A 17,423-nucleotide genomic window follows, 5' to 3' on the forward strand; every position below is an offset into this window, starting at 1 on the left:
TCAGATCACCTCCATCCGGCTCGTCGGCTCCGGCGGCTTCCGGGCGGTGGCGGTGCCGGGCGTCGGGCCGGGTGCCTGGCCGTGCAGACCGGTCTCGCCGAGCCGGGCGGCCAGCGCGGTCCGTGCCCGGTGCAGCCAGGACTTGACCGTGCCGGGCGCGACCTCGCACTCCAGGGCGATCTCGTTGATCGACAGGTCCGCCAGGTGGTGCAGCACCACGGCCCGGCGCTGGTTCGGCGGCAGGGTCGCCAGCGCCGCCGTCAGGGCCACCCGGTCCGGGCCCGGTCCGGGGACGTTCTCGGGCCGCTGGCGCTCCAGGTATCGGCGGGCCGTACGCAGCCGGCGCCACCTGCTGGTGGCGGTGTTCCAGGCCACCCGGCGAACCCAGGCGACGGGGTCGTCGTACCGGGCGATCTTGTCCCAGCGGGGCCAGGCGCGGCTGAACGCCTCCTGAACCAGGTCCTGCGCCTCGGTCATGTCTCCGACGTAGGCGTACAGCTGGACTACGAGTGGCTGGAAGTGGGCACGGTAGACGTCGTCGAAACGCGGCGCCAGCTCCCCAGCCTGCACATCCGTCTCCCCGTTGGTGTTACGCGCGCCCGCCGCACCCGCCGGTTCGGTGACCGGTGGAGGTAGGAAGGAGCCGCCCGGCCCCTGAAATGCCAGGGGCCGGGCGTCGACGACCGTCACGTTAGACAGCGCTGTCAAGGGCGGTGATGGTGAAGCCCGCCGTGTTGTCGGAGGGGTCCACGTCGGACAGCTCGCTCAGGAAGAAGCCCGCGCCCAGGCGTACGGAGCCGGCGCCGAGGTCGCCGGGGGCGGTGCCGGCCGGCGCGCTGATCAGCAGCTCCATCGAGCGCTCCTCGCCCGGCATGAACCGGCCGCCCGGCACCTCGCACCACGGGAACCCGCACACGGCCGACGGGTCGATGCCCCGCAGCTCCACCCCGTCCGGCAGCAGCGCCTCCAGGTGGAGCATGTCGTGCGGGGCGTCACCGTCGTACCGGACGACCAGCGGGACCTGGCCGAGGAAGCTGCCGTCCGGCTGGCGTACCAGGGTCGCCGGACCCGCCTGCACCGCCGCGTCGGTCTGGGTGTCCTGCACGTACGGCCTGGGGTCGCGCACCGAGCCGGTGGTGGACCGGAACACCGTGTCGAAACCGGTGGTGACGGTGAGCGGCTGGGCGTCGACGGTCCGCACCGCCACCGCGCCGCCGACGGCCGACATGGCGTACGCCTGGGTCGTGGTCAGCACCTCGAAGTCGATGGTGTACTCCCGGCGCTCACCGCCCCGGATCGGGTTGGCCCCGCACTCGATGTCCCGGCGCAGCTCCCCCTCCCGTTCGGCGAAGAAGCAGGGGAAGTCGGAGTCGAGGTTGGCGAAGGCGCCGGCCACCGGCTCGGTGACGGTCACCCGCAGGTCGGCCGTGCCCCGGCCCCGGTAGGAGACCGTCAGCGGGACGCTTCCCCGGTAGCCCCGGTCGGTCGGTTCGAGCACCAGCCGGCCCACCGTGACCGAGGTGTCCCGCTGCTGCGGGAGCACGCCGTCGCGCGGGGCGGCCTGGGCGGCCGGCGCCGTCGCGAGGGTGGCGATCGCGGTCGCGGCGCCGAGGATTCCGGCGGTCAGGTGGCGGGTCTTGACGGTGGTCATCTCAGGTCCTCCTGGTTCCACATTGGAGGGCGGTCGGTCCGCCCGTTCCCTGTTGCGGCCAAGACACGTCGGCTCCCGGATCCCGGTTGCACCCCGGTCGATGTCGTCTGGCCGACACCTCGCCGCGGGGTCGGGCGCGGTGGCAGCCATCGACGAATGTTGCCGTTGGGTATTTACTGTTAACAATCTTTCTTTTATGTTGAGGAGACCTTCCCGATGAAGTAAGGAGCCCACGATGCGAAGAACCGTGGTCCTCGCGGTGACGACGGCGGCAACCGTCGTCTCCGCCCTCCTCGTGGCCCCGCAGGCCGCCCAGGCGCACGGGTACATCTCGTCGCCGCCGAGCCGTCAGGCCCTCTGCGCACAGCGGGTCGTGCCGGACTGCGGCCAGATCCAGTACGAGCCGCAGAGCGTCGAGGGCCCCAAGGGGCTGCGCAACTGCCACGCCAACATCGGGCACTTCTCGGTGCTCAGCGACGACAGCCGCAACTGGCCGGCCACCTCGGTCGGGCAGCAGGTCACCTTCAACTGGGTGCTCACCGCCCGGCACGCCACCAGCACCTGGGAGTACTACATCGGCAACTCCCGGATCGCCGTCTTCGACGACGGCGGCCGCCAGCCCGGCGCCACCGTCTCGCACAGCGTCAACATGGGCGGCCGGAGCGGCCGGCAGAAGCTGCTGGCGATCTGGAACATCGCGGACACCGCGAACGCCTTCTACGCCTGCGTCGACCTCCAGATCGGCGGCGGCGGAGGCAACCCCAACCCGAACCCCACCCCCACCCGCACCAACAACCCGCCGCCGCCTCCGCCGCCGACCACCGCGCCACCGGCCGGCGGAACCTGGCGGGCCGGCACCGCGTACCAGGTCGGCAGCCAGGTGACCTACGGCGGCGCGACGTACCGCTGCCGGCAGGCGCACACCGCGATCGCCGGCTGGGAACCGCCGAACGTACCGGCGCTCTGGCAGCGCGTCTGACGCCGAGCCGGCGGGACGCACCCGTCGCGGATACGGACCCGTACCCCCTGCGGGTCCGTATCCGCCACGGGTCCGCTCGCCGTACCGGCCGTACCTGGAGACGAGGGGATGAACCGCTTCCGCCGTACCCTGACCGTCGCGGCGCTGGTGCTGCTCGGCGGCTGCGCGCCCGCACCGGCCGGCACCGGTGTCCCGGTCGCGGCGCCGGCACCCGCACCGACCGGCTCGGCGACGGCCGCGCCCAGCGGCGCCTTCAACGACACCGACGTGATGTTCCTGCAGATGATGGTGACCTCGCACGGTCAGGGGCTGGCGCTGGTCCGGCTGGCGCCCGAGCGGGCGGAGCGGGAAGAGTTGAAGGTCCTGGCCGCCGCGATCGACGTCACCCAGGAGGCCGAACAGCGGACCATGCGGGACTGGCTGGCCGGCTGGGGCCGGAGCACCTCGGCGGACCCGGACGCGAACGCGCATGCCGAGCACGGCGGCCTGCCGGTGCTCGGGCCCGCGCAGCTCTCGGCGCTCTCCCGGACCAGCGGGGCGAAGTTCGAAACTGACTTCCTCAACCTGCTGATCGGGCACCAGCACAACGCGGTCGAACTGGCCCGGATGGAGACGAAGTCCGGCCTGCACCCCGAGGTGCGCGACCTGGCCCGGCGGATCGACCTCTCCCGGACCGCCCAGATCGACCAGATGCTGAAGATGTTGCCGAAGGGCGGATAGCCGGAGTCGGACGGGCCGCCGGCCGGACCGCCCGGCCGGCGGCCATCCTGCGGGCGCCGGTCCTGTGGTTCACTGTCGGGTGGGCGACGGGGAAGGAGGCCGGCCGTGCAGCTACCCGCGGTGCTCGGTGAGCCGATCCGGTTCGTGCTCAACTGGGGCCGGCGCTACTCGCTCTGGGTCTTCAACTTCGGGCTGGCCTGCTGCGCCATCGAGTTCATCGCGACCAGCATGGGTCGGCACGACTTCATCCGGCTCGGCGTGATCCCGTTCGCGCACGGCCCCCGCCAGGCCGACCTGATGGTGGTCTCCGGGACGGTCACCGACAAGATGGCCCCGGCGATCAAGCGGCTCTACGACCAGATGCCCGAGCCGAAGTACGTCATCTCGTTCGGCGCCTGCTCCAACTGCGGCGGCCCGTACTGGGACTCGTACTCGGTGACCAAGGGCGTGGACCAGATCATCCCGGTCGACGTCTACGTGCCGGGCTGCCCGCCCCGCCCGGAGGCGCTGCTGCACGGGATCCTGCGGTTGCAGGACAAGATCGCTGCCGAGCGGTCCGGCGTCGGCGGGGTGGCCCGCCCCGACGAACTCGCCTCGCCGGCCGACCGGGTCGGTCCGGCGGTCGGGCGGAGCGCCGAGTCGCTCACCGCGCCGCCGGTGCCACCGCCGGCCGGGAAGCAGTGATCGGCGGCGATTAGCGCCTGATCTGCCGGAATTGGCAGGTTGACCGATTCGACCCCGTCCGCCGTGATATGGCGGTTAGTCTGCCGGCTCATGAGATTGCCATGGGTGACCGGCGTCGCCGGAATGCTGGTAGCGGTCCTGGGTGCGCCGGGAACGGCGGCGGAAGCCGGGGCGGTCGCGTCGCCGTTACCGGAGGCGGCCGCGCCGGGATCGACTCTCGCGGCGGAAGCCGTCGTCGCGGCACCGGCGCGGGCCGGCTACACCGGGACGGTCCGCGATCAGGCCGGGCGGCCGGTCCCCGGCGCCTGCCTCACCCTGCTGCGCGGCGAGACCGAGGAACAGGCGACCTTCTGCACGGACGCCACCGGGCGGTACGCCGTCGGCGGGGTCCCGACCGACCTTGGCTACCGGGTCCGGGTGACCGCGCCCGGCTACCGCACGCACTGGTGGCCCGACGCGCCCGACTACCGCAACGCCGAGACCGTCTGGGTGAGCGGTACGACCCTGGTGGAACGGGACGTCGTCGTCGGCCTCGGCGCCGGCACCATCCGGGGACGGGTGGTGGACGACTCCGGCGCCCCGGCCGACGCCACGGTCGGGATCTGGGCCGCCGACCGGGACTGGCACGCGCTGGCGTACGTCACGCCGGCCGGGGACGGCCGGTACGAGATCCGCGACCTGGCTCCGGGCCGCTACCAGGTGTCCCTCTTCGACGACGTGCACGGCACGCAGTGGCTGCCCGGCCGGGAGAGCCGGGCGGAGGCCGGGACCTACCCGCTGGCCGACTCCCAGGTGCTGACCCTCGACGAGGAGTGGCTGCCGCTCGGCACCGTCGAGGTGAGGGTCACCGACGCGGCGACCGGAGCACCCGTACCCCGGCCCTGCGCCCGGATCGACACCACCAGCCGGACGCTGGAGAGCTGCGGCGCCGCCGGGCTGGTCCGGCTCGGGCAGGTCCCGCCCGGGCGGTGGGCGGTGGCCGTCACCGCCGCACCCTCGCACTTCCCGCCCGCCCGGCCGGTGACCGTCGACGCGGTCCGCGGCGGCGTCGCCCGGCCGGCCGTGACCCTGACCCCGGGCGCCGGGCTCACCACCACGGTCCGGGACGCGGTCACCGGCGGACCGCTGGACCGGGTCTGCGTGCGGCTGGTCGTGCCCGGCTCCGGTGGCCAGTCCGCCGGCCAGGACGGCTACTGCTCCGACGCGTCGGGTCGGCTCGCGATCGGGCCACTGGCCGAGTCGGCCACCGTGCAGCTCTACGCCTACCGGGCCGACGACCCGTACGACCGGACCGACCGGCGGTACGGCGCGCAGTGGGTCACCCCGACCGGCGGTACCGGTGACCAGCGCCTCGCCTCCCGGCTGCTGATCCGGGCGGGGCGGACCGTCGCCATCCCGCCGATCGTGATGGACCCGCCCGGGGCGATCAGCGGTACCGTCTCCGACGCGCGTACCGGCACCGCCCTGCCCGGCGTCTGCGCCTTCCCGTACGCCTTCCGGCCCGACCGGGGCACCGGACACGGCCGGCACTGTTCGGGGCCGGACGGCCGCTACACCATCGACGACCTCGGTCCGTACGCCTGGCCGGTGCAGTTCGTCCCGCCGCCGGGCAGCGGATCGGCCTGGCAGTGGTCCGGGGAGGTGGCCGACCGGTTCAGCGCCCGGCTGATCACGGTCACCTCGGGCGGCACCGCCGCGCTGTCGACCCGGCTGGTCGACGGGGGCACCCTGACCGGCGCGGTCGGCCGGAACGGCGTGGCGGTCGGGTCCGGACACGTCTGGACGTACCACCAGCGGACCGGTGACGTCGCCGGGGCCGGGCCGGGGCATGTCGGCCCGGACGGCCGTTTCGTGCTGCCCGGCCATCGCGGCCAGCACGTCTACGTCGAGTACGCCGACTCCACCACCACCTGCTGGTACGGCGAACCGGCGGGCGGCGCCGGACCACCGACGGCGGCCACCCCGGTCGGGCTGACCGCCGGAGCCAGCACGACGCTGGCACTGGACCTGGTCCGCACCTGTGCGCCCCGGCCCGGCGGCTGAAGCCGAGGCGCCCCGGCCCGGCGGCCAAGTCCGGGCGCCCGCCCCCGGACCGACCCCAGGCGCGGCGGACCGGTTCGCCGGACGACGGCCCTCGGTGGCGGAGCCGGACTAGCCTGCGATCATGGCTAGCATCCTCGGTCGACGCGCAGAGTGGCTGGTCGACGTCCTGATCGCCGAGTTCGGCGAGTCGATGGCCGTCGACCCGGCCGCGTTCCGACGCAAGTTCCGGAAGATGGCCGCCTCGCCGTTCGCGTTCTACCGGGGCAGCGCCTCGGTCTTCTACGCCGACCTCGTCGGGGACTTCTCCGACGAGCGGTTCCTCGACGCCCGGACCAGCCGGGTCTGGATCCACGGCGACCTGCACGCGGAGAACTTCGGCACCTACATGAACGGCTCCGGGCAGCTCGTCTTCAACGTCAACGACTTCGACGAGGCGTACGTCGGGCCGTTCTCCTGGGACCTGAAGCGCTTCGCGGCCAGCGTGGCGCTGCTCGGCTACGCCAAGGCGCTCTCCGACTCGGCGATCGGCGGGCTGGTCACCCGGTTCGCCGCCGCCTACCTGACCGAGCTGCGGGCGATCGCCGGCGGCGGCGACGACGCGATCGGCTCGATCCGGTTGGACAACGCCGACGGGGTGCTCCGCCGGGTGCTCCAGCAGGCCCGGCTGCGGACCCGGGTCGACCTGCTGGCCCAGCAGACCACTGTCGACCAGTACGAGCGGCGGTTCTCGCTCGGCGAGGGCGTCTACGAGGTCGACCGGGCGGTCCGGACCGCTGTGGTGGCGGCGTTCGAGCACTACCTGGGTACGCTGCCGCCGGCCACCGCCGAGCACCGCCCGGTGGCCGCGCAGATCAAGGACGTGGTGCTCCGCAAGGGTGTGGGAATCGGGTCGGCCGGGCTGCCCTCCTACAACCTGCTGCTGGAGGGGCACACCCAGGCGCTGGAGAACGACGTCGTGATCTACATGAAGCGGGCCCAGGTGCCGGCGGTGGCCCGGTACGTCACCGACGAGGGGGTTCGCGGCTACTTCCGGCACCAGGGGCACCGGACGGCCGAGTCGCAGCGGGCGTTGCAGGCGCACGCCGACCCGTGGCTGGGCTTCACCGAGCTGGACGGGCACGGCCAGCTCGTCGCCGAGGTCTCCCCGTACGCCGCCGACCTGGACTGGTCGGACGTCAACGAGCCGGAGGAGCTGGCCGGGGTCCTCGGCGACCTGGGCCGGGCGGTGGCCCGGATGCACTCGGTCGCCGACGACGAGTCCAGCCACGACCTGGTCGACTTCTCCACCGAGGAGGCGATCGTGGCCGCGGTCGCCGCCGACGAGGACGGGTTCGTCGGGCACCTGGTCGACTTCGCCCACGCGTACGGGGACCGGGCGCGGCAGGATCACCAGATCTTCGTGGACCTGTTCCGCAACGGCGAACTGCCGGGGGTGTAGCCGCTGCGCCGATCGACGGGGTCGACGACCGGCACGGTCAGTGCGGGAACTCCAGGACCACCTTGATGTCGTCGGGCTGCGCCTCGTATGCCTCGGCGTACCGGTCGACCGGCACCCGCCGGGTGATCATCCTGGCCAGCCAGTCCCGGTCGGCGGCGGCGAGTGCCTCGGCCGCGAGTTCCCAGTGCCGCCGGTTCGCGTTCACCGTGCCGAAGACCACGTTGTTCTCCAGCACCAGCTCCCGGTTCAGCGCGCCCGCGTCGAAGTCGATGGTGCGGCCGCCGGAGGAGACACCGGTGAGGCAGACGATGCCGTTCGGCGCCGCCTGGCACATCGAGTCCAGCACCACCGTCGGGGCGCCGGTGCACTCCAGCACGATGTCGAACTCGATGCCCAGCTCCGGGATGGTGCCGGTGTGGAACTCCCCGCCGAGCGCCTCCACCAGTCCGGGCTTGTCGCCGTTCGCCGAGCGGTTCAACACGTGCAACTCGTAGCCGCGTTGCGCGGCGAGCAGGGCGGCAAGCAGGCCGATCGGGCCCGCCCCGGCGACCAGTACCCGCTTCGGCTCCCAGGCGGCCCGGGCGCCGATCCGCTCGATGTGCTCCCACGCCTTCGCCACCACACTGGTCGGTTCGAGCAGCATGCCCAGCTCGGCCAGCTCCGGGTCGAGGCGTACCGCGAACTTCGGCGAGATCCGCCAGCGGTCCCGGGCGAAGCCCTGTAGGCACTTGATGCCGTGCTCGGTGTAGAGACCGTTGCGGCACATGTCCCACTCGCCGACGGCACAGTTGGTGCACGGCACCGGGTCGGGGTGCCGGACGATCCCGGCGACCAGGTCACCCGGGGCGAGCGAGCCGCTCGGGTCCTCCAGTACCCGACCCAGCGACTCGTGCCCCAGCACCAGCTCGGTCGTGCCGGGCGGCGGCTCGCCGTACTCGCCGTCGATGATCTCGCGGTCGGTGCCGCAGACGCCGACCGCGAGCGACTCCACCAGTACCGCGCCCTCGTCGGGGCTCGGCTCCGGGAAGTCCTCGGCCAGCCGCAGCGAGTTGGCCCGACCCGGGGTCACGGTAATCGCACGCACCTGGTCATTCTTCCCCGCCGGCCGGTCCGGTATCCCCGGAGTCGTCGAATAACCGGTCCGCGACCCGACGCCACCGGCCGGAGATGGCCCTAGGATCGCGGACATGACCCCGGAACAGGTCGGTGACCGGTTGGGCACGCTGCTCGCGGACCCGGAGGTGACCGTCGGGCAGTCCGGCGGCCAGGCGTACGCGCGGGCGACCGTGGACGTGCCGTCCGGCCGCTGGCGGGACGCCGTCCGGACGGCCCGGGACGACACCGAACTGGCCTGCGACTTCTTCGACTGGCTCTCCGCCGTTGACGAGCTGGCCGAGGGGTTCGACGTGGTGGCGCACCTCTGGTCGACCCGGCACCGGCACGGGGTTCTGCTCCGGACCCGGGTGCCTCGGGACGCCCCGACCGTCGGCTCCGTGGTCGAACTCTTCCCCGGGGCGGCCTGGCACGAGCGGGAGACGCACGAGATGTTCGGCATCGACTTCGCCGGCCATCCCGACCTGGCGCCCCTGCTGCTGCCGCCGGAGTTCGAGGGGCATCCGCTGCGCAAGGAGTTCGTGCTCGCCTCCCGGGTGGCCAAGGCGTGGCCGGGCGCGAAAGAGCCGGGCGAGTCCGAGGCCGGTACCAGCCGCCGGCAGGCGATGCGTCCACCGGGCGTACCGGCACCGGGCGAGTGGGGCGTCGCCGCCGCCGTACCCGTCTCGGCCGCCCCCGCCAGCGGCCCGCCGGGCCGCACCCGCCCCACCTCCGCCCCGCCGGCCGCGCCAGCCTCCGCCCCGCCGGCCGACGGGTCGGCCGAGGACAGCGGGGGAGGTGCCTGATGCCGCTCTGGCTGGAACTGCTGGTCCGGGTCGTCGGGGTGGTGGCGGCGTTCCTGATCCTGCCGCTGGTCGTCGGGCAGGCCGAGCACAAGGTGATGGCGCACATGCAGGGCCGGCTCGGCCCGATGTACGCGGGCGGGTTCCACGGCTGGGCACAACTCATCGCCGACGGCGTCAAGTTCGTGCAGAAGGAGGACGTCACCCCGCGCGAGGCGGACCGGGCGGTGTTCCGGCTCGCCCCGGTGGTGGCGCTGGTGCCGTACCTGCTGGCCCTGCTGGTCATCCCGCTCGGCCCGAACGACCTGGTCGGGCAGCCGCTGGACATCGGGCTGTTCTTCGTACTCGCGGTGGTCGGGGTCGGCGTGGTCGCGGTACTCATGTCCGCCTGGGCCTCGGCCAACAAGTACAGCCTGCTCGGTGGGCTCCGGGGCGCCGCCCAGTTGCTCGGCTACGAGCTGCCGCTGGTGCTCGCGGCGGCGAGCGTGGCGATGGCGGCCGGCACGCTCAGCCTGCCCGGCATCGTCGAGGCGTGGCAGCCGTGGTGGCTGCTCTGGCAGGCACCGGCGATGGTGGTCTTCTTCGTCGCCGGGCTCGCCGAGATCCGCCGCCCGCCGTTCGACATGCCGATCGCCGACTCGGAGCTGGTCTTCGGGTACATGACCGAATACACCGGCCTGCGGTTCGCCTTCTTCCTGCTCGCCGAGTACGTCGGCATCGTGGTGATCGCCGCGCTGACCACGGTGCTCTTCCTCGGCGGCTGGCAGGGGCCGTTCGGTGACGACTATCTCGGCTGGCTCTGGACCCTGATCAAGGTGTTCGCGGTCTCGTTCGTGATCATCTGGTTCCGGGTGACGTACCCGCGGCTGCGCGAGGACCAGTTGCAGCGGCTCTGCTGGCTGGTGCTGGTCCCGGTGGCGCTCGGCCAGCTCGTGCTGACCGCCGGGGTGAAGCTGGCGATCGCCTGACGTCCGGCCCCGGGGGCGGGGGGGGGGGGGGGGGGGGGGGGGGGGGGGGGCGGGCCCCCCCCCCCCCCCCCCCCCCCCCCCCCGGGGGGGGGGGCCCCCGCGGGGGGGGGGGGGGCCGCGCCCCCCCCCCCCCCCCCACGACGTGGAGCCTGGACTCAGAAGTCCATGTCCCCGCCGCCCGGCGCGGCCGGGGCAGCCGGGGTCTTCTCCGGCTTGTCCGCCACCACAGCCTCGGTGGTCAGGAACAGGGCCGCGATCGACGACGCGTTCTGCAGCGCCGAGCGGGTCACCTTGGCCGGGTCGATGATGCCGGCCTGGAGCAGGTCGACGTACTCACCGTTGGCCGCGTTGAGGCCGTGCCCGGCGTCCAGGTTGCGAACCTTCTCGACCACGACGCCGCCCTCAAGGCCGGCGTTGACGGCGATCTGCCGCAGCGGGGCGTCCAGCGCGATCTTGACGATCTGCGCGCCGGTCGCCTCGTCGCCGGTCAGGTCCAGCTTGTCGAAGGCGGTCTTGCCGGCCTGGACCAGCGCGACACCACCACCGGGGACGATGCCCTCCTCGACGGCGGCCTTCGCGTTGCGCACCGCGTCCTCGATGCGGTGCTTGCGCTCCTTCAGCTCGACCTCGGTGGCCGCGCCGACCTTGATCACCGCAACACCGCCGGCCAGCTTGGCCAGGCGCTCCTGCAGCTTCTCACGGTCGTAGTCGGAGTCGCTCTTCTCGATCTCGGCGCGGATCTGGTTGACCCGACCGTTGATCTGGTCGGCGTCACCGGCACCGTCGACGATGGTGGTCTCGTCCTTGGTCACCACGACCTTGCGGGCCCGGCCCAGCATGTCGAGGCCGACGGCGTCCAGCTTGAGGCCGACCTCCTCGCTGATCGGCTGCCCGCCGGTCAGGATGGCGATGTCGCCCAGCATGGCCTTGCGGCGGTCACCGAAGCCCGGCGCCTTGACGGCGACGGACTTGAAGGTGCCCCGGACCTTGTTGACCACCAGGGTCGCCAGGGCCTCGCCCTCGACGTCCTCGGCGATGATGGCCAGCGGCTTACCCGACTGCATGACCTTCTCGAGGATCGGCAGCAGGTCCTTGACCGTCGAGATCTTGCTGTTGACGATCAGGATGTACGGGTCGTCGAGCACGGCCTCCATCCGGTCGGGGTCGGTCATGAAGTACCCCGAGATGTAGCCCTTGTCGAAGCGCATGCCCTCGGTCAGCTCAAGCTCGAGCCCGAAGGTGTTGCTCTCCTCGACGGTGATGACGCCTTCCTTGCCGACCTTGTCCATCGCCTCGGCGATGATCTCGCCGACGCTGGTGTCACCAGCGGAGATGGACGCGGTGGAGGCGATCTGCTCCTTGGTCTCGACGTCCTTGGCGAGCTTGCTCAGCTCCTCCGAGACGTTCGCGACGGCGGCCTCGATGCCCCGCTTCAGGGCCATCGGGTTGGCACCGGCCGCGACGTTGCGCAGGCCCTCACGGACCAGCGCCTGGGCGAGGACGGTCGCCGTCGTCGTGCCGTCACCGGCAACGTCGTCGGTCTTCTTGGCGACCTCCTTGACCAGCTCCGCACCGATCTTCTCGTACGGGTCCTCGAGCTCGATCTCCTTGGCGATGCTCACACCATCGTTGGTGATGGTGGGGGCGCCCCACTTCTTCTCGAGCACGACGTTGCGGCCCTTCGGGCCCAGCGTCACCTTTACGGCGTCGGCGAGGGTGTTCATGCCCCGCTCAAGGCCGCGGCGCGCCTCCTCGTCGAACGCGATCATCTTGGCCATACGGCGTTGTCCTCCTGGACACTCACGGCCGCCGGAGCCTTGCCGACCCCGACCTGCCGCCTGATTACGCACCTTCGGACGTCACTACGGCACTGGCGGACGGGGCCGCCGGCACCCGCAGGGTGCCTCCGTGCTCCGTCGCGCTGTGCGACAGTGACGTCCGCCGGCCGGGCCGGACAGCCCGCGACGACCGGCCATGTGCCGCGCACCCGCTCCCGGGCCCGCGACCGTGGCCCTACCGCCCCGACCTTGGCACTCACGGTGTGCGAGTGCCAAACACTTGTTTAGCACTCTCCCCTGCCGAGTGCAAGCGAGTGAGCGGGTCGGACCGAGTCGTGGTACCGGTCGGCGGCGCCCGGAGTACGTCGGACGGCTGGTACCCGAACCGGAGCGGAACGGCAGCCGAACCAGCGGTGCCCGACCCGACCACCCTCGCGCCCGGGAACGCCACCACGAGTCCGGGCGGCGTCGCCCTGCCGGTCGCGCCAGGCTGCCGTCTGCCGGCCCCGAAATGCGCGGTTGTCGCAATCGGGAAAGTCCCGCCGGGCGCGGTCGAGTCGCCCCGATCGGGAAGACGGCCCCGTTGCGGACCTCAGACCCGGACCCGTTCCCGGACCTCACACCGGCGGGACGACGGATTCGTCTCGGCAACACCGAGAGACCCTCCGGGAGAAATCGGCAGAGGGCGCGGTCGGCCGCCACACGTGGCGCTTCGCGCCGCGCGACCGGCAGGAGTACCCGCCGGTCGGCACCCCGATCCAGTCAGCGCCCGAAAAGGCCGAACAAGCACGGGGACTCGGCACGGTGACCCGACGGGCCGCAGACCGCGATCGCCAATAGGGCATCGAACGGTGGGGGTCCGGAGCGGGCCGGAAACGGTCCCGGCCACGGCATGTCGGCGGCCGGGTGGTGCGGAACGGGAAGGAGCCCGAGGAGCGGCGGGCCGGCGGCCCGGCAGCTCAGGCGATGACCCGGACCTTTTCCGCCTGCGGGCCCTTCTGCCCCTGGGCGATCTCGAACTCGACGCGCTGACCGTCGTCGAGCGCCTTGTAGCCGTCCATCTCGATCGCGGAGAAGTGGACGAAGACGTCCTGCCCACCATCGACCGCGATGAAGCCGTAGCCCTTTTCGCTGTTGAACCACTTCACGGTGCCCTGCGCCACGGTGCACTTCCTTACTTCGGTCGCGTCGGAGCTGCCCGAGCTCCGGCGACGCCGTATGCCTGCCGGGGCCGCCGAGTCGCTTTACCCGAAATGGATCATGCAATTGAACGGATCCAACGAATCGAGCGGCCGAACCCGCACCGTACACCAAGGTCGGGTAGCAGCGCACTAGGCCAAAACGGTCACCAGGCGGGCAACCGGACGGTGATTTTCCCGCCTCTCAGCCATTGGCGACCGTCGCTGCCCAGGTCAACCCGTCCGCACCGAAGCGGGCGGCGGCCCCGTCACCCGCCGAAACTGGTCCCCGTACGGCGTGCGACGATGGCCGGCGTGCCGGCTTCCATCCCGCAGACCACCACCGGGCCGCGGTCCGCGCACTCCACCGACCGCCCCGGAGCGACCGCACCGGACCGGGGCACCCGGACGACCGATTCCGGTCGCCGGCCAGCCGTCGACGTCCCACCGGTCCGCCGGGTACGCCCCGGCGACGCCGCCCGGGTCCGGGCGATCCGCCTGGAGATGCTCGCGGACTCGCCGCTGGCCTTCCTCGAGACGCTCGCCGACGCGGCGGCCCGGCCACACTCCGAGTACGCGGCCCGGATCGCCGGGATGTCGACCGGGTACCGGACGGCGGCCTTCGTCGCCGAGGTCGACGGCCGGGTCGTCGGGCACGCCGGGGGGCAGGCCGCACCCGGCCAGCCGGACCTCACCGTGGTCTTCGCCGTCTACCTCAGCCCGGCCTGGCGGGGCAGCGGCCTGCTGGCCTCCCTGGTCGAGGCGGTGGCCGACTGGTCGAGGGCGGCCGGCCGGCCGGAACTGCTGCTGGAGGTGGTGGTCGGCAACGACCGAGCGGTACGGGCGTACCAGCGGCTGGGCTTCGTCGACACGGGGGTACGGGTCGCGCACCCGACCATCCCGACGCTGCGCGAGCTACAGATGCGCCGGACCGCCTGAGCCGCGCCGCCACCCCGCCCACCTGCCGGTTAGGAAGGGCCCCTTCTTCTACCGAAAGCGATAAGAGGGGGCCCTTCCTTACACCTCAGTTGTGGCGGCGGGCCTGCACCACCCGGAACCGGTTGGCGACGTAGGCGCCGTCGGTCAACGCGGCGTTCGCCGCCGGGTTGGCACCGCTGCCGTGGAAGTCCGAGAACGCCGCCGACTGGTTGACGAAGACGCCACCGGTGAGGTTGCAGGAGAGGTGCACCCCGGTCTCGATCGCCGCGATCTCGGCCGCGTCCAGCACGGCGTTGTCGGTGGAGTAGACCGAGGCGGTCAGCGCGCCCCGCTCGCCGACGGTCTGCCGCAGGATCGCCAGGCTGTGCGGGGTGGAGTCGGTGGCGATCACGAACGAGATCGGCCCGAACCACTCCCGCCCGTACGTGCCGACCTCGTCGGCACCGAGCTTCGCGATCAGCGGCGTACGCACCACCGCACCCGGATAGTTGGGGTGCTCGACCGGGCGGGACGGCAACACCGGCTCGCCGACCCCGGCGACCTCGTCGAGTCGGGCCAGTACCCCGTCGTTGACGATCGCGCCGGTCAACTCGACGGCCCGGGCCGGGTCGCCGGTGAGCTTGCCGACCACCCCGGCGATGCCGGCGGCGACCTCGTCGACGCTCTTGTGCCCCTGGTCGGTCTCGATCCCGTCCCGGGGCACCAGGATGTTCTGCGGGGTGGTGCACATCTGTCCGCTGTAGAGGACCAGCGAGAAGCCGATGTTGCGGCACATCCCGGCGAAGTCGTCGGTCGAGTCGACCACGATGGCGTTGACACCGGCCTTCTCGGTGTAGACGGCCGCCTGCCGGGCGTTCGCCTCCAGCCAGTCGCCGTACTCGGTGGAGCCGGTGAAGTCGACGATCCGGACCTCGGGGCGGAGCGCCAGGGTGGAGGCCAGCTTCTCGCCCGGCGCTTCGGGGGCGAGCAGGATCAGGTTGGGGTCGAAGCCCGCCTCGGCCAGCACCTCGCGGGCGTACCGGACGGTGACGGCGAGTGGCAGCACGGCCCGGGGGTGCGGCTTGACCACCACCGGGTTGCCGGTGACCAGCGAGGCGAAGAGTCCGGGGTAGGTGTTCCAGGTCGGGAAGGTGTTGCAGCCGATCGCCAGCGCCACCCCGCGCGGCACCACGTGGAAGTTCTTGGTCATCCGCAGCGGGTCGCCCTTGCCGGCCGGCTTCTCCCAGGCCGCCGTCGCCGGGTGCCGGGTCATCTCCCGGTACGCGTAGGCGAGCGCCTCCAGCGCCCGGTCCAGCGCGTGCGCGCCGCCGGCCTGGAAGGCCATCACGAACGCCTGCCCGGTGGTCGCGTGCACCGCGTTGGCCAGCTCGAAGACGTGGGCGTGCAGCCGGGCGAGGATCTCCAGGCAGACCCCGACCCGGGTCTGCGGCCCGGCGTCCCGCCAGGCCGGCAGCGCGGTCGCGGCGGCGGCGAGCAGCACCTCGGAGTCGGCGTGCGGGTAGCTCACCCCGAGGTCGATGCCGAACGGGCTCGCCTCGGTGGCCACCCAGTCGCCGGTGCCGGGCTGGTCGAGCGGGAACTTGCCGCCCAGGTACGCCCGGAACGCCGCCTCGCCCTCGGCGGCGGCGGTCTCGCCGTAGACCCGGGGGCTGGGCGACTCGGGGTACGCGGACCAGTAGGAGCGTTCGGTGATCGCGGTGAGCGCCCGTTCCAGGGTGTCGGTGTGCCGGGCGAAGAAGGGGTGCGGGGTCTCCGTCATCCCGCCATCATGCCGCACCGGCCCGGCCGGTCCCAGCCTCCGCACCCGGGGCGGGCGCCGCTGGTCAGAGGGTTACCTGCCAGGTGTTGAGCCCGGCGACCGCCCGGAAGCCCAGCGCCTCGTTGATCGAGATCATGTAGTCGTTCGACGCCGCGTTGTAGGTGTCGACGACCCGCAGCGCCGGCTCGTGCTCCCGGATGTGCCGCAGGTTGTCGACCTTGATCACGGTGCCCAGGCGGTGTCCCCGGTGCGCCGGCTCGACCAGGGTGATCTGCTGGAAGGCGTGCCAGTCGCAGCTGGTGTTCATGCCGATCCCGGTCCAGGCCACCAACCGGCCGGTGGCGTCGTGCCGGGCACCGCTGTTGTACCAGTACTGGCCGCGCTCGTGGTACGCCTCCTCCATCTCGCGCAGCCGGCCCACGTCCGGCCGGGCCGCCTCCCAGGTCAGGTCGCCGAGCGGCGCGTCGCTGATCAGGCGGCTGTCGAGGTAGGCGACGTCCTCGGCGTACTCGTCGGGGGTGGCGCCGCGCCAACGCACGATCGAGTAGCCCTCGGCCCGGGCCAGTCCCTCGGTCAGCAGCCGGTCGAGTTCGGTCTCGTCGAGTGTGGTCAGGTCGAGCCGGCGGCGTATGTCGGCCAGCGCCGGTTTGGCACCCATCGCGGCGGCGAAGGCGTCGCCCGGTGTCGTCGGCGCGGCCTCGGGGCTCATGTTCGCCACCTCGCCGATGATCCGCTTGCGGCCCTCCTGGCGGACCAGCCGCACCGCCTGCTCGTAGAGCGCCCGGCCGACGCCCCGGCGGCGGTACTCCGGGTGGACGGCGAGCACCAGCCCGGCGTTCTCCAGGTTCTCCCGCTGGGGCAGCGAGACTGCCAGGTAGCCGACGGCCACCCCGTCGAGATAACCCAGCGCGTGCCGGTCCTCGTCACCCGGCCACGGTCGCCGGAGCGCGGCGAAGAAGCGCTGCCGGGACAGCGTCGGCACGTCGGGCTGGTCGACGGTGCGCGCGGAGGACTCGATCTCGTACGCCCGCTCGGTGGCGGCGACGTCGGCGACATCCAGTGGGGTGACCACGGTATCCATGCTCTGCAGAGTGCCGCTTACACGAAAGGGGCGCGACCGAATATCGAGGAACCGTCACCCGGATCGGCGGATTCGCGTTGAGCCGAAGGGCGGGCGACGACGTCGGCCCGACCGGGCGAGAGAGTTTGGTCGGGAGGACGCCCGCACAACGCCTCCGGCGCTGGGTCGTAAGAGCTTTGAAAGTCTACGGCGGTGCGTCCTCCCGCACGGAGCATCTTGCGACGTGCAGATGCAGTCGTCAAGTCCCCTTCCGCGTGTTTTCGTTACGGGCGGCAAAACAGCAGCTACGCACCGCATCCGTACCGCCGGG

General features: G+C 72.4%; 15 protein-coding genes. 8 read left to right on the forward strand and 7 right to left on the reverse strand.

The genetic code is table 11. The annotated features are described in order from the left end of the window. Both V1634_RS02100 and V1634_RS02105 read right to left on the reverse strand, forming a co-directional pair. Positions 1–570, reverse strand: a complete 570-nt coding sequence (locus V1634_RS02100) for an RNA polymerase sigma factor (protein ID WP_331206117.1) — start codon at positions 568–570, stop codon at positions 1–3. Between the two features lie 121 nt (positions 571–691). Beyond that, positions 692–1,651: a hypothetical protein gene (locus V1634_RS02105; protein WP_331205991.1), complete on the reverse strand. Its 960-nt coding sequence runs from the start codon at positions 1,649–1,651 to the stop codon at positions 692–694. Between the two features lie 235 nt (positions 1,652–1,886). Here V1634_RS02105 and V1634_RS02110 point away from each other — a divergent pair, with 235 nt between their 5' ends. The 5 genes from V1634_RS02110 to V1634_RS02130 all read left to right on the forward strand — a co-directional run bounded on the left by V1634_RS02110 (position 1,887) and on the right by V1634_RS02130 (position 7,515). Continuing rightward, a complete protein-coding gene (locus V1634_RS02110; protein ID WP_331205992.1) occupies positions 1,887–2,630 on the forward strand; it encodes a lytic polysaccharide monooxygenase in 744 nt (247 codons plus the stop codon). Positions 2,631–2,738: 108 nt separating this feature from the next. Next, complete coding sequence (locus V1634_RS02115) at positions 2,739–3,350, forward strand: DUF305 domain-containing protein (protein WP_331205993.1); 612 nt, start codon at positions 2,739–2,741, stop codon at positions 3,348–3,350. A gap of 105 nt (positions 3,351–3,455) precedes the next feature. Further along, positions 3,456–4,034, forward strand: coding sequence for an NADH-quinone oxidoreductase subunit B (locus V1634_RS02120; protein ID WP_331205994.1), 579 nt, complete (start codon positions 3,456–3,458; stop codon positions 4,032–4,034). A gap of 90 nt (positions 4,035–4,124) precedes the next feature. Continuing rightward, on the forward strand, positions 4,125–6,077 hold the full coding sequence (locus V1634_RS02125) for a carboxypeptidase-like regulatory domain-containing protein (protein WP_331205995.1): 1,953 nt from the start codon (positions 4,125–4,127) through the stop codon (positions 6,075–6,077). 121 nt (positions 6,078–6,198) lie between these two features. After that, positions 6,199–7,515 carry a DUF2252 domain-containing protein gene (locus V1634_RS02130; RefSeq protein WP_331205996.1) on the forward strand — a complete coding sequence of 439 codons (1,317 nt, stop codon included), beginning with the start codon at positions 6,199–6,201 and terminating at the stop codon, positions 7,513–7,515. A 37-nt stretch (positions 7,516–7,552) separates the two neighbouring features. Here the strand turns inward: V1634_RS02130 and V1634_RS02135 are convergent, their stop codons facing one another. Then, positions 7,553–8,599 carry a glucose 1-dehydrogenase gene (locus V1634_RS02135; protein WP_331205997.1) on the reverse strand — a complete coding sequence of 349 codons (1,047 nt, stop codon included), beginning with the start codon at positions 8,597–8,599 and terminating at the stop codon, positions 7,553–7,555. 103 nt (positions 8,600–8,702) lie between these two features. On the opposite strand from V1634_RS02135, the gene V1634_RS02140 reads away from it, so the two are divergent. Both V1634_RS02140 and V1634_RS02145 read left to right on the forward strand, forming a co-directional pair. After that, the gene (locus V1634_RS02140; protein ID WP_331205998.1) at positions 8,703–9,413 is read left to right on the forward strand and encodes an NADH-quinone oxidoreductase subunit C; all 711 of its coding nucleotides are present in this window, start codon (positions 8,703–8,705) and stop codon (positions 9,411–9,413) included. Then, the gene (locus V1634_RS02145; RefSeq protein WP_331205999.1) at positions 9,413–10,378 is read left to right on the forward strand and encodes a complex I subunit 1/NuoH family protein; all 966 of its coding nucleotides are present in this window, start codon (positions 9,413–9,415) and stop codon (positions 10,376–10,378) included. The genes V1634_RS02140 and V1634_RS02145 overlap by 1 nt, the downstream gene beginning before the upstream one ends. A gap of 155 nt (positions 10,379–10,533) precedes the next feature. Here the strand turns inward: V1634_RS02145 and groL are convergent, their stop codons facing one another. Both groL and V1634_RS02155 read right to left on the reverse strand, forming a co-directional pair. Beyond that, positions 10,534–12,156 (reverse strand): chaperonin GroEL, encoded by a 1,623-nt coding sequence (gene groL, locus V1634_RS02150; RefSeq protein WP_331206000.1) that lies wholly within the window; start codon positions 12,154–12,156, stop codon positions 10,534–10,536. Between the two features lie 959 nt (positions 12,157–13,115). Continuing rightward, complete coding sequence (locus V1634_RS02155; RefSeq protein ID WP_033342363.1) at positions 13,116–13,319, reverse strand: cold-shock protein; 204 nt, start codon at positions 13,317–13,319, stop codon at positions 13,116–13,118. Positions 13,320–13,826: 507 nt separating this feature from the next. On the opposite strand from V1634_RS02155, the gene V1634_RS02160 reads away from it, so the two are divergent. After that, the gene (locus V1634_RS02160) at positions 13,827–14,273 is read left to right on the forward strand and encodes a GNAT family N-acetyltransferase (protein WP_331206118.1); all 447 of its coding nucleotides are present in this window, start codon (positions 13,827–13,829) and stop codon (positions 14,271–14,273) included. Between the two features lie 85 nt (positions 14,274–14,358). Here V1634_RS02160 and paaN read toward each other — a convergent pair whose 3' ends face one another. Both paaN and V1634_RS02170 read right to left on the reverse strand, forming a co-directional pair. After that, positions 14,359–16,032 carry a phenylacetic acid degradation protein PaaN gene (gene paaN, locus V1634_RS02165; protein ID WP_331206001.1) on the reverse strand — a complete coding sequence of 558 codons (1,674 nt, stop codon included), beginning with the start codon at positions 16,030–16,032 and terminating at the stop codon, positions 14,359–14,361. Positions 16,033–16,096: 64 nt separating this feature from the next. Further along, on the reverse strand, positions 16,097–17,113 hold the full coding sequence (locus V1634_RS02170) for a GNAT family N-acetyltransferase (protein ID WP_331206002.1): 1,017 nt from the start codon (positions 17,111–17,113) through the stop codon (positions 16,097–16,099). Positions 17,114–17,423: the final 310 nt, after the last annotated feature.

This window comes from Plantactinospora veratri (assembly GCF_036421995.1).
Taxonomy (GTDB): domain Bacteria; phylum Actinomycetota; class Actinomycetes; order Mycobacteriales; family Micromonosporaceae; genus Plantactinospora; species Plantactinospora veratri.

Bases quoted from the DNA above. Each gene is read 5' to 3' on its own strand.
- V1634_RS02105 (WP_331205991.1), bottom strand. From the start codon at position 1,651: ATGACCACCGTCAAGACCCGCCACCTGACCGCCGGAATCCTCGGCGCC.
- V1634_RS02110 (WP_331205992.1), top strand. From the start codon at position 1,887: ATGCGAAGAACCGTGGTCCTCGCGGTGACGACGGCGGCAACCGTCGTC.
- V1634_RS02115 (WP_331205993.1), top strand. From the start codon at position 2,739: ATGAACCGCTTCCGCCGTACCCTGACCGTCGCGGCGCTGGTGCTGCTC.
- V1634_RS02125 (WP_331205995.1), top strand. From the start codon at position 4,125: ATGAGATTGCCATGGGTGACCGGCGTCGCCGGAATGCTGGTAGCGGTC.
- V1634_RS02130 (WP_331205996.1), top strand. From the start codon at position 6,199: ATGGCTAGCATCCTCGGTCGACGCGCAGAGTGGCTGGTCGACGTCCTG.
- V1634_RS02140 (WP_331205998.1), top strand. From the start codon at position 8,703: ATGACCCCGGAACAGGTCGGTGACCGGTTGGGCACGCTGCTCGCGGAC.
- V1634_RS02145 (WP_331205999.1), top strand. From the start codon at position 9,413: ATGCCGCTCTGGCTGGAACTGCTGGTCCGGGTCGTCGGGGTGGTGGCG.
- groL (WP_331206000.1), bottom strand. From the start codon at position 12,156: ATGGCCAAGATGATCGCGTTCGACGAGGAGGCGCGCCGCGGCCTTGAG.
- paaN (WP_331206001.1), bottom strand. From the start codon at position 16,032: ATGACGGAGACCCCGCACCCCTTCTTCGCCCGGCACACCGACACCCTG.
- V1634_RS02170 (WP_331206002.1), bottom strand. From the start codon at position 17,113: ATGGATACCGTGGTCACCCCACTGGATGTCGCCGACGTCGCCGCCACC.